Source organism: Kitasatospora sp. NPDC096077, assembly GCF_040303245.1.
Taxonomy (GTDB): domain Bacteria; phylum Actinomycetota; class Actinomycetes; order Streptomycetales; family Streptomycetaceae; genus Kitasatospora.
Genome location: NZ_JBEOSV010000081.1, coordinates 1 through 14,323 on the forward strand (window position 1 = coordinate 1; position 14,323 = coordinate 14,323).

A 14,323-nucleotide genomic window follows, 5' to 3' on the forward strand; every position below is an offset into this window, starting at 1 on the left:
CACTTGTCGTTCTCACCCGGCTCGCACCAGCAGTCCCGGCCCCAGTCGCGCAGCGACTCCACGATCCGGGCCAGCGCCAGGTTGGAGGTCAGCACGCAGCCGCCCTCCCCCATGGTCAGGTGGTGCGCCGGGTAGAAGCTCACCGTCGACAGGTCGCCGAACGAGCCGGTGAGCTGCCCGTCGTAGGTCGAGCCGACCGCGTCGCAGTTGTCCTCGATCAGGAACAGCCCGTGCTCGTCCGCCAGTTGGGCGATCTCGGTGACCTCGAAGGGGTTGCCCAGGGCGTGCGCGATGATGATCGCCCGGGTCTTCGGCCCGATCGCCCGGGCGACCCGGTCCGCGGTGGTGTTGTAGGTCCCGAGCTCGACGTCGACGAAGACCGGCACCAGACCGTTCTGCAGGATCGGGTTGACCGTGGTCGGGAAGCCCGCGGCGACCGTGATCACCTCGTCGCCCGGCCGCAGCCGCCGGTCCTCCAGCAGGTGCGAGGTCAGCGCCGAGACCGCGAGCAGGTTCGCCGACGACCCCGAGTTGGTCAGATGCGCCTTGCGGCGCTTGAGCTTGCGGGCGAACGCCGACTCGAACCTGCGTGAGCTGACGCCGGCGGCGATCCGCATCTCCAGCGCGGCTTCGACCAGGGCCAGCCGGTCGGTGACGTCCAGGACGGCCCCGGAGGGCCAGATCTCGGTGACGCCCGGCACGAACTCGCCGGGCGCGGACCGCTCCTCGTGGAAGGCCGCGGCGGCTCGGAGCACCGCTGCCCTGGTGTCGCTCATCGGGACCTCATCTCGGTCACCCCGGCGGACCGGATGTCCTCCGACACCCTTTCCGGCACGGGCTTGTCGGCGATCGGTACGAGTTGTTCCGGCATGGTGAGGCTGATCGGCCGGAGCCGGATCCCGTGCCCTCCGGACAACACCAGAGCTTTCACGTGCACACCCCTCGTCTGCTGTCGACTCGCCTGCTGCCGACTCGTCTGCTGTCGACTCGTCTGCTGTCCACCGGCGCTCGGTCGGTGCCCGCGCGGCCGGTCCGCGGCGTCCGACGGCCGCGGGTCACCACGAGGTCAGGACCCTGCTCGCGACGGCCTCGCGCAGGCTCATCGCCCCGGAGTCCCCGGTGGACATCAGCGGTGGCTCGGTGAAGCCCCAGTCGATCGCCAGCACCGGGTCCAGCGGGTCGATGTCCACCTGGGTGCCCGTCCCGTGCGCCGTGGAGAGCACGTAACAGACGCAGGCCTCGTCGGTGAGGGTCAGCAACCCGTGGGCGCCCCCTTCCGGCACGAACACCGACACCCCGGAGTCGGCGTCCAGTTCATGGCCCACCACGAGCCCGAAGGCCGGTGACCCCAGCCGCAGGTCGGCCAGGAAGGCGCGCAGTGCCCCGCGCACGCAGGTGACGAACGTGTCCCGCCCCTGCGGACCGGCCACGCTGTGCAGGCCGCGCAGGGTGTTGCGGCGCGACACCGCGTAGTCGATCTGCCTCGGTTCGAAGGGCCGGCCGAGCGCCCTGGCGAACCGGTCCGAGTGCATCGCCTCGTAGAAGCTCCCGCGCTCGTCCGGCAGTTGTTCGGGCGTCACGACGAACGCGCCCGGGATTCCGGTCTCCCTGATGTCCATGACGGCCTCCGCGTCCGCTCGGGCTCAGCCGAGCAGGGTTCCGCCCGTGGCGTCGACGAAGGCCCCGGTGATCCAGCGCGCCTCCTCGCCGGCCAGGAACGCGACCACCTCGGCGATGTCCTCCGGCTCCCCCACCCGGTCGAACACGGACAGCGCGGCCATCTGCCGCACCGCCTCCGGCAGGCCGAAGAGCGGGTTTCCGTTGCGGGTGATCCCCGGGGCCACCGAGTTCACCGTGATGCCGCGCGGACCGAGCGCCTTCGCGAAGTGCCGGGCCAGCTGCTCGACCGCGCCCTTGCTCATCGCGTAGGCGACCTCGTCGGGATTCGCGAAATGCGTCAGTCCCGAGGAGATGTTGACGATCCGGCCGCCGTCCGCCATGTTCCGCAGGGCGCGCTGAATGATGAAGAAGGGCGCCTTCGCATTCACCGCGAAAAGTCGGTCGAAGGATTCCGGCGTGGTTTTCTCGACCGGCGTCCCGGTGATCCCGGCATTGTTCACCAGGATGTCCAGCCCGGTGCTGCCGACCCGTACCGCGAGACCCTCCTCCAGTCCGAGGAAGAGCTCGTGCACGTCCCCGGGAACTCCGAGTTCGGCCTGGACGGCGAACGCCCGGCCGCCGTCCTTCTCGATCAGCTCGACGGTCTCCTGGGCCTCCTGGGTGCCCCGGGCGTAGTGGACCGCGACCAGTGCTCCACTGCGGGCCAATCGCCGCGCGACGGCCCGTCCGATTCCCCGGCTGGCGCCCGTCACCAATGCGGTCCGCCCGGACAATGCGCTCATACGCTCCCTCTCCCCGCCTCGACTCGGCGCCGCCACCGGCGCCACCGCGCTCTGAGCGCAGTTCTTCGGAGACTGGTATTAAGTTTCTTCACCTCGCATCCGGAATTCAAGGGCGGTCGGGTGAGATGCGGGTCAATCTTTCCCGGTCGATTCCTTACGAATTCCCGGGGAATGCAAGGGGAATGTCAACTCCATGGACACCCCGCGACAGACCGGCAGGTCACCACACGTGGTCGATCAGCCCGGCGGACGCGGCCTTGACCACCGCGTCCAGCCGCGAACTGGCCTGCAGCTTGCGGAAGACGCTGTACAGGTGGCGCTTGACGGTGCCCACCGTGATGCCGAGGGCGGTGGCGATCTGCTGGTTGGTCCAGGACTCGGCGGCCGCCCGGAGCACCTGGAGTTCACGCTCGGTCAGCACGTCGTACCAGGAACCCGGCCCGGCCGCCGGGACCGCCTCCCGAACCGTCCGCAGCAGCGCGCCCTTGCCCGCGCTCCAGGGCAGGAAGTAGTGCGCGCCGGCCGCCAGGAACTTGCCGCGCGCGGCCCCGTTGCGGCACGGCTCCACCGCCAGCACCGCCGCGCGCGAGGAGGCGCAACGGGCCGCGCGGACCGCGCGCAGGGCCGCCGCCTGCCCCCCGACCAGGGCCAGCACCACGACGTCGGGCTGGATGGCCGCGACCGATCCCGCCAACCCGGCCGCCTGCGACCGGCCGACCACCACGATGTCGTGCTGCCCCTGGAGCAGCGCGGACAGCGCATCGGACAGCAGGGCGTGGTCGCTGACGATGAAGGTGCGTATGACACTCACGACCACAACCTCCGGCAGTTCGCTTCCCGACACGACGCGGGCACAGCGCAGCCGCCGGTGGAAAAGCTCCCGACGGACCGGCTCGCCACCCGCGGACAGAACGTGCGATTGCACATCAGGTCACGTACAGGAAGGGGGCCCTGAGATCCCGTGGCACCGGCCGGGCCACCCGCCCCCGAAGGGCACCGCCCGTGCGACGCACCCTCCGCCGACGCGGGGCACACACTGCACCGGTCCGCTCATGTCTTCCCCCGTGCCCACGTGTCGTACTCGCCACTGGTGGATTTGCGAACGCACTGTACATCAAGCCATACAAAGTTGAACAAGTTTTCCACGGCCGCCCGGACGCGGCCCGGCCACGGCGATCCTTCGGCACGAAGCCCGCCCGGTCAACACGCCCCCCGGCCCCGGGACCCCCGCCACCGGCCGGTCGCCACCCCCGACACAGCCCCCCGAACAGGGCCTTGCACGAACCTCCCGCCCGAGGACGGCCGCCCCCACAACGCCGCCCGACGACATCCCGGAAACGATCCGTTCACCACCGGTCAACCCGTCGGGAAATGGCCGGACCCCCAACATGTCGACCCATGAATTCGAGGGCCGAGTGATCGCCCTGACAGCTGATGCGCCGCTGGTCCCCCGTCCGGCGCGCCGGGAGACGGCGGGGACCCCGTCCCCGGAACGCGCCTGACGGGTGGTTAAGACCGGCGAACCCTCGTCCACGAGTGCTCGGGACGAGGGTTCGCCGGGCGGCCGGTCCTGCCGGTGGCGCCGCTGGTCCTGGTGGAGCGGCGCACCGAAGGAACCGTCACCAAGCGCCAGTTGGACAGTGCCGAGGAGGTACGAGCGGTGCTCGCCGACGTCTTCGGCATCGAGCTCCCCGAGGGTCTCCAGCTGCCCGTGTGAGCCTGCTCCTGTCGAAACCGCCCTTCCCCATGCGGCCGGCTTTCCCGACCTCGGAGTACTACGGCGGCTCCGCCCCATCTCGGACCGATCGGCGGTCGACGCGCCTAGCCCTACCCTCGCCGCTGGAGGCGGCGCGGGAGGGCGAGGCCCGGGACGGTTCCCGTATTTGGTTTGGCGTCAGAAGCGAAGCTTTTCCGTGAGTTCATGCCCTCCCGCGCCGCGCCTCCGTTGTGGACCGGGGTCAGTGCACTCGGGTGATCAGTGCGGCGCCCAGTGGTGTCAGGGTGTGCTGGACCCGGTTCAGGGAGCGCAGGGTGGTGATCAGGCCGGCGGCGCGGAGTACGGCGGTGTGCTGGCTGGCGGCAGCCGAGGATATGCCCACGCGTTCGCCCACTTCGGTCGTGGTGGCGGTGCTGGAGAGTGCAACGAGTACGGCGGCGCGGGTGCGACCCATGAGGGCGTGCAGGGCGCCGTTGCCTTCCCCGACGGCGTCCCAGATGGAGGAGGAGCGCCCCCAGTCGATGGGGATGGGGTAGAGCAGGGTCGGGCGGTCCTGGCCGAGGTAGCGGTCGAAGAGGATCGGGGGGCGCGCAGCGAGGAATAGCGAGGGGGCCAGCCGCAGGCCGGCCGACCCCAGTTTGACGTCCTCCCCCTCTCCCGGGACTTCCAGTACCGGCGGGTCCCACCGTATGGCGCGGTGGAGGGAGGTGAACATCTGATCCCACCCTCCGCTGAGTACGATCTCGCTGCGAGCGGCGCGGTCGGCGGTCAGGCGCCGTTCGATGCTCGCCCAGTAGGGGGCGACGGCGATCTGGTGGAAGCTTTCCAGGTCGGCCGACAGGCGTGACTGGGTGGCGGCTTCGGGGGCGTCCGGGTCGCCTTGTAACAGGGTCTGCACAACGTGGTCGAGGTCCGGGAGCGATCGTAGTGCCTGGGCCAGTGAGATCATGTGGCGGATGTCGCTTCTGCCAGCGATTCTCTTGCGCCAGGCCCGGAAGGCCTCTCCGCCGACTCCGGTACTCAGGACGTCGAGCGCTAGGAGCGTTTCTCGAATCTGATCGATGTCGATCAGGAAGCGAGTTCTCGCCAGACTTTCCGCCGTAAAATGAATTCGCCGCATTTTCTCCCCCGCGTCGAATGCCGACCAATTGGTATAGCCCACTCTCGCCAGCTGTGTTACGCCAGGTCAGGCTATCAATGATTCGATCTTCTGCACACGGAACCCTATCATGAACCGAACCGAATCCCAGATTCCTCTTACTGAAGGACTGGGAAACCGACTTCGGGGACGGGCCCGCGGGGGGCTCGGGACGGGGACGGCCCGGAAAGACGGTCCGCCGGGATCAGCCGACGGTCGGCAGCCAGGCGGGGCGCCGGGCCTCGTGGGCAGAAATCAGATCGCCTTGCCGCAGCACCGCCTCGATGGCGTCCTCCCCATGCAGCAGCATCCGGCGGCCGCGCTCCTCGACCTCGAACTGCCAGGTTTTGCCGCCCAGTCGCAGCGTGCAGTCGCGCAGGTCCACGACCACCTCCAGGCCGGGGTGGGCGGCGACCTGCCCGGCGAGCCGGCCGAGCTCCGCGTAGGGGAGGTCAAGCGGGAGCAGCCCGTTGTTCAATGCGTTGCGCCGGAAGATGTCGCCGAAGCCAGCCGCCACCACGACCCGGAAACCACCGTCCTTGAGTGCCCACACCGCGTGCTCGCGGGAACTCCCGATACCAAAGTCGCGGCCCGCGACGAGCACGCTGGCGCCCTGGCTCTCCGGGCGACCCAAAACGAAGCCGGGCTCCTTCCGCCAGTTGGCGAAGAGGGCGTCCGCATAACCACTCTTTACCACTCTGCGACAGAACTCCGCAGGCACGATCTGGTCCGTGTCGATGTCGTCGCGGGCCAGTACGACGGCGCGTCCTGAATGTATTTCGAAATTCTTCACGGAAACTCCACGGCGGCTGGGTGAAATCGGTGTGCGGCTGGTCACCGGATATCCGCCGGAACCGCGAGGCGGCCAGCGACGGCGGTCGCGGCCGCGACCTGCGGGGAGACCAGGTGGGTGCGCACGCCGTCCCCTTGGCGGCCCTCGAAGTTGCGGTTGGAGGTCGAGGCGCAACGCTGGGCACCCGTCAGGCGATCCTCGTTCATGCCCAGGCAGATCGAGCAGCCGGGCAGGCGCCATTCGGCGCCGGCTGCGAGGAAGACCTCGTGCAGTCCCTCCTGTTCGGCCTCGGCGCGTACCGTCATCGAGCCGGGGACAACCAGCATCCTGGTGTTCTCGTGGACGGTTCGGCCGTCCAGGACGGCGGCGGCGGCCCGCAAGTCCTCGATGCGGCCGTTGGTGCAGGAGCCGAGGAAGACCACGTCGATGGGCAGTGAGCGCAGTTCGGTGCCGGGGGTCAGGTCCATGTACTCCAGGGCCCGGCGGGCGGCGGCGCGTTCGCCGGGGTCGGCAAGGTCGTCGGGTGCGGGCACGACGCCGGAGAGCGGGACCACCTGGCTGGGGTTCGTGCCCCAAGTGACCAGCGGGGTCAGGTGGGAGACGTCGATGGTGACGGTGCGGTCGAAGGTGGCGCCGCGGTCGGTGCGCAAGGTCTGCCAGTAGGCGGTGGCCTGCTGCCAGGCGGATCCGGTCGGGGTGTGCGGGCGGCCGGCCAGGTAGTCGATGGTGGTGCGGTCGGGGGCGATCAGGCCGACTTTGGCGCCGGCCTCGATGCTCATGTTGCACAGGGTCATCCGGCCCTCCATCGACAGGGCCTCGACCGGTTCGCCGCGGTACTCGATCATGTGGCCGCGGGCGCCGTTGACGCCGATCGCGCCGATCAGCGCGAGGATCATGTCCTTGGCGCCGACCTCCGGCGGCAGGGCGCCGGTGAACTCCACAGCCATCGTGCGCGGCCGCTCCAGGGTCAGGCACTGGGTGGCGAGAACCTGTTCGACGTCGCTGGTGCCCACGCCGAAGGCGAGGGCCCCGAAGGCGCCGTGAGTGGCCGTGTGGCTGTCGCCGCACACCACCGTCATGCCGGGCTGGACCAGGCCGAGCTGGGGTCCGACGACGTGCACGATGCCCTGGCGGGCGTGGCCCAGGCGGTACAGCTCGACGCCGTACTCGGCGCAGTTGGTCCGCAGGGTCTCCACCTGGAGGCGGCTGACGGGGTCGGCGATCTCCTGCGATGCGGTGGGCACGTTGTGATCCTCGACGGCGAGGGTCAGCTCCGGGCGGCGCACGGTGCGCCCGGCCAGGCGCAGCCCGTCGAAGGCCTGGGGTGAGGTGGCCTCGTGGGTGAGGTGCAGGTCGACGTAGAGCAGGTCGGGTTCGCCGTCCTGGGCGTGGACGACGTGGGCGTCCCAGAGTTTGTCGGCGAGGGTGGTGGGGCGGCTCATCGGTTCTCCGGTGCGAGCGGCGGGGTGGGAGTCCGGCTTGGGCGTCAGAGCCCGGTCTCGGCGGGCAGGAGGCCCGGTTTGGTCCTGGCCCGGGTGCGCTGTTCGAAGGCGTAGGCGAGGCGGAGCAGCACCGGTTCGCTCCAGGCCGGGCCGGTGAAGGTGATGCCGAGCGGGAGGGAGAGCGCGGTGCCGGCCGGGACGGTGATCGCGGGGTAGCCGGCCAGGGCGGCGGGCCCGGAGCTGCCTCCGAGGTAGAAGTCGCCGTTCAGATAGTCGATCTTCCAGGCCGGGTTCCAGGTGGGCATGACCAGGGCGTCCAGGCGGTGTTCGGCGAGAACCGCGTCCAGGCCGCGGGTGCGGGCCATGTCCCGGGTGTCGGCCAGAGCCTTGCGATAGCGCTCGGAGGTGAGGTCGCCGTCGGTGGCGGTGTCCACCATCTTCAAGGGGGACTGGTCGAAATAGCGCAGTTCCTGGCCGGCGTGCTGCTCGTTGAACGCGATGAGTTCGGTGAGGCTGCGCGGGTGGTCGCCAGGGGTGCTCGCGAGGTAGCTGTCGAAGCTGTGCTTGCTCTCGTAGAGGGCCACCGTTCCGGGGGCCTCGGCGGTGGCCATCTCCTGGGCAGTGGGGACGTCGGCCGGGTCGACCAGGATCGCACCGGCCGCTGCCAGGGTGCGCAGGGCCTGTTCGGCGACGGCGTCGGCGTGGCTGCTGTAGCCGAAGAAGACCTGCCGGGGGACGCCGATACGGGCGCCGCGCAGGCCGTCCGGGTCCAGGTGGCGGGTGTAGTCGGACCGGGTGTGGCCGACGGCGGCGGCACTGGCCGCATCGCGCGGGTCCGGCCCGGCGATGACGCCGAGGACAGCGGCGGCGTCCGCGACGGTGCGGCACAGCGGGCCGATGGAGTCCTGGGTGGGCGAGCAGGGGATCACGCCGGCCCGGCTGGTCAGTCCGACGGTGGGCTTGAGGCCGACGACGCCGTTGACGGCGGCCGGGCTGAGGATCGAGCCGTTGGTCTCCGCGCCGATCGCGACGGAGCACAGGTTCGCGGAGACGGCGACGGCGGGCCCGGCGCTTGATCCGCTGGGTGAGCGGTCCAGCCGGTAGGGGTTGCGGCACTGCCCCCCGCGGGTGCTCCAGCCATTGACCCGGGTGACCTCGCTGCCGGCCCACTCGGTCAGGTTGGCCTTGCCGAGCAGGACGGCGCCCGCCGCGCGCAGCCGGGCGGCGACGGTGGCGTCCTGGGCCGGACGGGCGCCGAGCAGGGCGAGCGAGCCGGCGGTGGTGTGCATCCGGTCGGCGGTCTCGACGACGTCTTTCAGCAGGACCGGGATGCCGTGCAGCAGCGGGTGACGCAGTCGGCCGGCACGTCGTTCCTCGTCCAGGGTGCGGGCCTGGGCGATGGCGTCGGGGTTGGTCTCCAGGACGGAGCCGAGGGTGGGGCCGTGGCGGTCGAGCCGTTCGATCCGGGACAGGTAGTAGCGCACCAGGTCGATCGAGGACAACAGTCCACTGGACAGCATCTTCTGAAGATCCGTCAGTGACGCTTCCTCCAGGCCTGCCCGGTCGGGCGACTCCTGGAGGGAGGGGTCGGGGCCGGTGGTGTCCGGCTCCGGTGCCGCGAACGCCCGGCCGGCCTGGGCCAGCGCCGGGGTGACGGCGAGGACGGTGCCGAGACCCAGGGTGGTTCGACGCGTCAGTCCTGCGGTCCGGTGGGACACGGGACGAGCTCCTGTCAGCAAGACGGCACCGTGGCCTGCGCACGGTGCCCACAGCAGAGTCTCACTGCCGCCCGTGTGCCTCCAAGAACTTCACAACTGCCTTAATCACGCTGGTTGCACGGCCTCCAGGTAGGTCAGCACGGCAAGGACGCGGCGGTGACCGGCCTCCTCCGGGCCCAGTCCCAGCTTGCCGAAGATGTTGCCGACGTACTTGCCGACTGAGCTCTCGGCCAGGCGCAGCCGCTCGGCGATGCCGCTGTTGTGGTGACCCTCGGCCATCAGAGCGAGCACCTGCCGCTCGCGCGGCGTGAGCAGTTCCAGCGGCTGGTCGCATCGACACCAGGCCATCAGCTCGCCGACCACCTCGGGGTCGAGGGCGGTGCCGCCGTCGACGACCCGCCGTAGGGCGGCCAGGAAGTCCTCGATGCGGCCCACCCGGTCCTTGAGCAGGTAGCCCACGCCGGAGGCGCCGTTGCTCAGCAGTTCGCCGGCCACCAGCCGGTCGACGGACTGGGAGAGGAAGAGCACCGGGAGCCCGGGAATCAGGCGGCGGGCCTCGGCCACGCCGCGCACGCCTTCGTCCCGGTAGGTCGGCGGCATCCTGATGTCGACCACCGCGACGTCGGGGCGGTGGAGCAGCAGGGCGGGGGCCAGTTTGTCACCGTCGCGCACCGTCGCGCAGACCTGGTGCCCGGCTCCGCCGAGCAGGGCCGCGAGGCCTTCCCGCAGCAGGGTGTTGTCCTCCGCGATCACCACACGCACGGAAGTCTCCGTTCCACAAAGCCCGGCAGAATGCCCAGGGTCCCTGCGCACTCTCCGGAGCCCCCGATGCGCGCAGGCGAGGATGAATCTACCACCTGCGTCCACAAACTGACTGAACGCCATCAATCCGTACCGGCTGCATGGTGGTGGTGCCTGGCGTGTCGCTGGTGGTGCGAGCCCCACCCCGATTGGGGCACACACCCCACTGACCGGCCACCGGGTCGCGGGCGACCCTTGTGAAGGCGGCTCCCCCGGGTGGGTCGAGTCCCAAACTCCCTTTTCCCGCACGTCTGAAGGAGTGGCTCGCCCGATGCCAGGCTTCCGCTTGCGCCGCCGACTGGCGGCCGCCGTCCTGGTCTGCGTGGCCGTGCCGGCCACGGCCGGCTGGGCCTCCGGCGACAGCCAGAACGCCGTCACAGGCCCGCCGGTGGGCACCGGCTCCTGGCTGGCCGACCACTCTCTGGGCCGGAGGCTGCCTGCCCCGGACACCACACCAGTCTCCGAAATCGCCGACCTCACAAGCACGTTGAGCCCGGCGCAGCAGGAATCCCTGGCCGAGCGCCACCCGCTGGTGGTGGGCAGCCTCGACGGCGCTTCCGTCGAACTACGCTACCGCGCCAACGCGATCGCCCTGCGCCGGGAGCGTGACCACCGGCAAGCCGAGGCCGACGACCGCGCCCTGCCGGCCCGGGAGCGGGAGCAGGCGGCGGCACTGGCCGACCGGTACGCCGAACTGCTGGCGCACGACGGCCAGTACCTCGCCTTCGACCCGCGCGGGCGCGGCCAGATCGTCGAGGTCTTCGGCGACCTTTCCACCGCGCAGCGCGTCGCCGTCGTCGTCCCCGGGTCGGACATCGACCTCGCCACCTTCGACCAGGGTGGGAATCCGTACGCCCGCACCGCCGGCCAGGCCCGCGCCCTGCGTGAGGAGATGGCCCGCCAGGAGCCCGCGACGAGGGTCGCCACCATCGCCTGGGTGGGCTACACCACCCCGGTCGGGGTCGGGGTCGACGCCGCCACAACCCGCCTCGCCGACCTGGGCGCGCCCCGGCTGCGCCGCTTCCTGGAGGGCCTGGCCGCCGTCAACTCCCCCGCCCCGGCGCTGATCTGCCACAGCTACGGATCGGTGCTCTGCGCCAAGGCGGTGCACGGGCTGCGCCCCGGCCTGGTCACCGACCTGGTGGCGGTGGCAAGCCCGGGCATGCACGCCGACAGCGCCGCCGGGCTGGGGACGGGCGCCCGGGTGTGGGCGGTGCGCGACGACTCCGACTGGGTCGGCGCCGTTCCCAAGTTCGAACTGCTCGGCCTCGGCCACGGCCGCGACCCCACCGATCCCGGCTTCGGGGCCCGGGTGGTCTCCGCGGAAGGAGCCGACGGGCACGCCGGCTACTTCGTGCCCGGCACCGAATCGCTCGCCAACTTCGCCCGCATCACCCTCGGTTCGTACCCGTCCGTGCGCTGCGCCGCCACTCCACCCGCTGAGGACTGCCGCCATGACCTTGACTGAACCGGCTGCCGCCCGTCCCTCCGTCCTGGAGCCGCTGCGCTCCGTCGTCCACCGGATCGAGAGCACCACCCCGCTGGACCGCGACCGCGGCATCGACGGGCTGCGCGCCCTGGCCCTGCTCTCCGTCCCGCTCGGGCACTGGCTGCTCGGCGGCTTCACCGTCGACGACCGCGGCGCCCTGCACAACGCCAGCCCGCTGACCGCGATGGGCTACCTCTCCCCGGTCAGCTGGGTGCTGCAGATGCTCGCCATCTTCTTCCTGGTCGGCGGCTACTCCTCAGCGCTCTCGCTCGGGCGTACGGTCGGGCGGGGCGAGGGCACCGGGGCCTGGATCCGGCGCCGAATGCTGCGGCTGGGCCGCCCGACCCTGGCCGTGACCGCGATCTGGGCAGTGCTGCTCGTGGCGCTGCGCCTGCTCGGGGTGCCCGGGGACTCGTTGCACACCGCGGCCACCTTGGTGATCCAGCCGCTGTGGTTCGTCGCGGTGTACGCCGGGCTGTCCACACTCACGCCGCTGTGCCGCGCGGCCGCCCGGAGGATGGGCTGCTGGTCCGTGCTGCCGCTGGTGGCCGTCGTGGCGGTGGTGGACCTGCTGCGCTACGGCCCGGCCGGCGACGCGGTGCCGTCCTGGCTCGGGCTGGTCAACCTGGTACCCGGCTGGCTGTTCGGCTACCAGCTCGGCGTCTGCTGGAGCGTGCGGCGCCTGGGCCGGACGGGCGCGCGGCTGCTGCTGGTGGCCGGGATCGCGCTGTTCACCGTACTGCTGACGCAGTTCCACTACCCGGCCAGCATGGTCGGCGTGCCGGGCGTGGAGCGCACCAACTCACACCCGCCGTCCCTGCTGGTGATCGCGCTGGCGTGCGTGCAGTGCGGGCTGGCGGTACTGGTACGCGAGCGCCTTGGCCGGCTGCTCTCGCGCCCGGGGCTGTGGAGCACTGCGGTGGTGCTGAACCTGTCCGCGATGACGGTCTTCTGCTGGCACCAGAGCGCCATGTTGTCCGGCGGCCTGCCCGGAGCCCTGGTCGGCGCCGTCCCCGGGCTCACCACCAGCCCGGATTCGCCCGGGTGGGCGCTGGCCCGGCTCTGCTGGATCCCGCTGTTCGCCGTCGCGCTGATCGCGATAGGCCTGGCGACCCGGCGGTTCGAACAGCCGTGGACGGGTGTCTTCAAGGCGCACCGAACGGCCGCGGTGGTGCTGAGCCTCGGCTTCGTCGGGTACGCCCTGCTCGGCTAGGAGCTGTTCGAGGTTCGGATCATGTGGCTGGAGTCAGGGACTTCAGCCACATGATCGATCCGCGGAGGTGCGGGCCTGCCGGGTGGCTTTCCGGGCTCTTGTCGTATCGGGTGGCCAGGCCGCGCCAGGTCTTGAGACAGCACGACAACGGACCGTGTCACTAGCGGGCGAGCATCTCGGCCACCTGGAAGGCGAGGTCGAGGGACTGGCGGTGGTTCAGGCGGGGGTCGCAGGCGGTCTCGTAGCGCTGATGCAGATTCTCGGGCAGCAGTTGGTCTCCCCCGCCGACGCACTCGGTCACGTCGTCGCCAGTGAGCTCGACGTGGATGCCGCCGGCGTGGGTACCGAGCTCGCGGTGGACCTGAAAGAAGCCGCGGACCTCGTCGACGACGTCGTCGAAGCGACGGGTCTTGCGCCCGCCCGCGGTCACGGTGTTGCCGTGCATCGGGTCGCAGAGCCAGCCCACCTGCCGGCCTTCGGCGCGGACCTTCTCCACGATCGACGGCAGCAGGTCGCGGACCCGGTCAGCGCCCATGCGCACCACGAAAGTGAGCCGGCCGGGCCGGCGCTCGGGGTCGAGGCGCTCCAGATAGGGCAGGACGGTCTCGGCGGTGGCCGTGGGGCCGAGCTTCATCGCGATCGGGTTGTCGATCCCGGCGAAGTAGGCGACGTGCGCGCCCTCCAGATCCCTCGTGCGCTCGCCGATCCACAGCAGGTGCCCGCTGGTCGCGTAGCGCCGGCCGGTGCGCGGGTCGGTCCGGGTCAGGGCCTCCTCGTAGTCCAGCAGCAGCCCCTCGTGGCTGGCGAAGAACTCAGCCTCTCGCAGCGTCTTGTTCGGGCCGCCGCAGGCCCGCAGAAAGCGCAGCGCCCGGTCGATGCCGTCAGCCAGTTCCTCGTAGCGGCGCCCGACGGCGGAGTCGCCGACGAAGCCCCGGTTCCACTCGTGGGCCTGGTGGAGCGAGGCGCTGCCGCCGCCGGCGAAGCCGCGCACCAGGTTGAGCGTGACCGCCGAGGCCTCGTACATCCGCCGCAAGCGGTGCGGGTCCGGGCGGCGGGCCTCGGCGGTGAAGGCGAGTCCGTTCACCGCGTCGCCACGGTACGAGGGCAGGGTGACGCCGTCTCTGGTCTCGTCCGGCTGGGAGCGCGGCTTGGCGTACTGCCCGGCCAGGCGGCCGATCTTCACCACCGGCACGCCGCTGGCGTAGGTCAGCACCACCGCCATCTGCAGCAGGGTTCGCAGCTTGCCGGTGACCGCGTCCACGGTGAGAGCGTCGAAGGTCTCGGCGCAGTCACCGCCCTGGAGGACGAACGCCTCGCCGCGGGCGACGGCCGCCAGGCGCTCGGTCAGCCGGTCGCACTCCTCGGCGAAGACAAGGGGCGGCGCGGCCGCAAGCGCGGCGGTCACCTCGCGCAGCTGCGCCTGATCGGGCCAGCTCGGCTGCTGGGCCGCCGGAAGCGATCGCCAGGCGGCGCCCGGCTCGTACTGCGGAATGAGGTTCATGATGGCCTTCCGCTGGAATCTGGCAAAGGGGGAAATCGCAGGGGTCCGCCCCATGCAACCCGCTGCCGGAAAACCGGTCAAGCGAGTGCGAATTGGTCCGCTCGACTTT

The 14,323-nt window shown here is 71.0% G+C and carries 13 protein-coding genes and 1 pseudogene; 3 read left to right on the plus strand and 11 right to left on the minus strand.

Going from position 1 to position 14,323, the window contains the following annotated elements; translation table 11 throughout:
• From ABTZ03_RS38575 to ABTZ03_RS38595, 5 genes and pseudogenes are all read right to left on the minus strand, one after another.
• A partial coding sequence (locus ABTZ03_RS38575) for a DegT/DnrJ/EryC1/StrS family aminotransferase (RefSeq protein ID WP_350517880.1) occupies window positions 1-776 on the minus strand: 776 nt, incomplete at its 3' end.
• Window positions 773-937: a sugar phosphate nucleotidyltransferase gene (locus ABTZ03_RS38580; protein WP_350517881.1), complete on the minus strand. Its 165-nt coding sequence runs from the start codon at window positions 935-937 to the stop codon at window positions 773-775. The genes ABTZ03_RS38575 and ABTZ03_RS38580, both read right to left, overlap by 4 nt.
• 118 nt (window positions 938-1,055) lie before the next feature.
• The gene (locus ABTZ03_RS38585; RefSeq protein WP_350517882.1) at window positions 1,056-1,619 is read right to left on the minus strand and encodes a dTDP-4-dehydrorhamnose 3,5-epimerase family protein; all 564 of its coding nucleotides are present in this window, start codon (window positions 1,617-1,619) and stop codon (window positions 1,056-1,058) included.
• A 24-nt stretch (window positions 1,620-1,643) separates the two neighbouring features.
• Window positions 1,644-2,402 (minus strand): annotated as a pseudogene (locus tag ABTZ03_RS38590) (SDR family oxidoreductase); the annotation flags it as partial.
• Between the two features lie 220 nt (window positions 2,403-2,622).
• Window positions 2,623-3,213, minus strand: coding sequence for a LuxR C-terminal-related transcriptional regulator (locus ABTZ03_RS38595; RefSeq protein ID WP_350517884.1), 591 nt, complete (start codon window positions 3,211-3,213; stop codon window positions 2,623-2,625).
• 765 nt (window positions 3,214-3,978) lie between these two features.
• Between ABTZ03_RS38595 and ABTZ03_RS38600 the strand changes: the two genes are divergently transcribed.
• Window positions 3,979-4,119: a hypothetical protein gene (locus ABTZ03_RS38600; RefSeq protein WP_350517885.1), complete on the plus strand. Its 141-nt coding sequence runs from the start codon at window positions 3,979-3,981 to the stop codon at window positions 4,117-4,119.
• Between the two features lie 241 nt (window positions 4,120-4,360).
• Here ABTZ03_RS38600 and ABTZ03_RS38605 read toward each other — a convergent pair whose 3' ends face one another.
• The 5 genes from ABTZ03_RS38605 to ABTZ03_RS38625 form a co-directional block, all read right to left on the minus strand.
• Complete coding sequence (locus tag ABTZ03_RS38605; protein ID WP_350517886.1) at window positions 4,361-5,281, minus strand: winged helix-turn-helix domain-containing protein; 921 nt, start codon at window positions 5,279-5,281, stop codon at window positions 4,361-4,363.
• Between the two features lie 181 nt (window positions 5,282-5,462).
• Complete coding sequence (gene leuD, locus ABTZ03_RS38610) at window positions 5,463-6,050, minus strand: 3-isopropylmalate dehydratase small subunit (RefSeq protein ID WP_350517887.1); 588 nt, start codon at window positions 6,048-6,050, stop codon at window positions 5,463-5,465.
• A gap of 41 nt (window positions 6,051-6,091) precedes the next feature.
• Entirely contained in the window at window positions 6,092-7,492 is a 1,401-nt protein-coding gene (gene leuC / locus ABTZ03_RS38615; protein ID WP_350517888.1) for a 3-isopropylmalate dehydratase large subunit, read from the minus strand.
• Window positions 7,493-7,536: 44 nt separating this feature from the next.
• Window positions 7,537-9,210, minus strand: coding sequence for an amidase (locus tag ABTZ03_RS38620; RefSeq protein WP_350517889.1), 1,674 nt, complete (start codon window positions 9,208-9,210; stop codon window positions 7,537-7,539).
• A 105-nt stretch (window positions 9,211-9,315) separates the two neighbouring features.
• Window positions 9,316-9,972, minus strand: a complete 657-nt coding sequence (locus ABTZ03_RS38625) for a LuxR C-terminal-related transcriptional regulator (protein WP_350517890.1) — start codon at window positions 9,970-9,972, stop codon at window positions 9,316-9,318.
• A gap of 310 nt (window positions 9,973-10,282) precedes the next feature.
• Here ABTZ03_RS38625 and ABTZ03_RS38630 point away from each other — a divergent pair, with 310 nt between their 5' ends.
• Both ABTZ03_RS38630 and ABTZ03_RS38635 read left to right on the plus strand, forming a co-directional pair.
• On the plus strand, window positions 10,283-11,479 hold the full coding sequence (locus tag ABTZ03_RS38630) for an alpha/beta hydrolase (protein WP_350517891.1): 1,197 nt from the start codon (window positions 10,283-10,285) through the stop codon (window positions 11,477-11,479).
• Window positions 11,466-12,713, plus strand: coding sequence for an acyltransferase family protein (locus tag ABTZ03_RS38635; RefSeq protein WP_350517892.1), 1,248 nt, complete (start codon window positions 11,466-11,468; stop codon window positions 12,711-12,713). Before ABTZ03_RS38630 ends, ABTZ03_RS38635 begins: the two co-directional genes overlap by 14 nt.
• A 160-nt stretch (window positions 12,714-12,873) precedes the next feature.
• Here ABTZ03_RS38635 and ABTZ03_RS38640 read toward each other — a convergent pair whose 3' ends face one another.
• Window positions 12,874-14,214 carry a class II 3-deoxy-7-phosphoheptulonate synthase gene (locus ABTZ03_RS38640; RefSeq protein WP_350517893.1) on the minus strand — a complete coding sequence of 447 codons (1,341 nt, stop codon included), beginning with the start codon at window positions 14,212-14,214 and terminating at the stop codon, window positions 12,874-12,876.
• Window positions 14,215-14,323 lie beyond the last annotated feature (109 nt).

What these genes read in the sequence shown, in the direction of transcription:
- ABTZ03_RS38630 (WP_350517891.1), top strand. Translation starts at nt 10,283, where the DNA reads ATGCCAGGCTTCCGCTTGCGCCGCCGACTGGCGGCCGCCGTCCTGGTC.
- ABTZ03_RS38635 (WP_350517892.1), top strand. Translation starts at nt 11,466, where the DNA reads ATGACCTTGACTGAACCGGCTGCCGCCCGTCCCTCCGTCCTGGAGCCG.
- ABTZ03_RS38585 (WP_350517882.1), bottom strand. Translation starts at nt 1,619, where the DNA reads ATGGACATCAGGGAGACCGGAATCCCGGGCGCGTTCGTCGTGACGCCC.
- leuC (WP_350517888.1), bottom strand. Translation starts at nt 7,492, where the DNA reads ATGAGCCGCCCCACCACCCTCGCCGACAAACTCTGGGACGCCCACGTC.
- ABTZ03_RS38640 (WP_350517893.1), bottom strand. Translation starts at nt 14,214, where the DNA reads ATGAACCTCATTCCGCAGTACGAGCCGGGCGCCGCCTGGCGATCGCTT.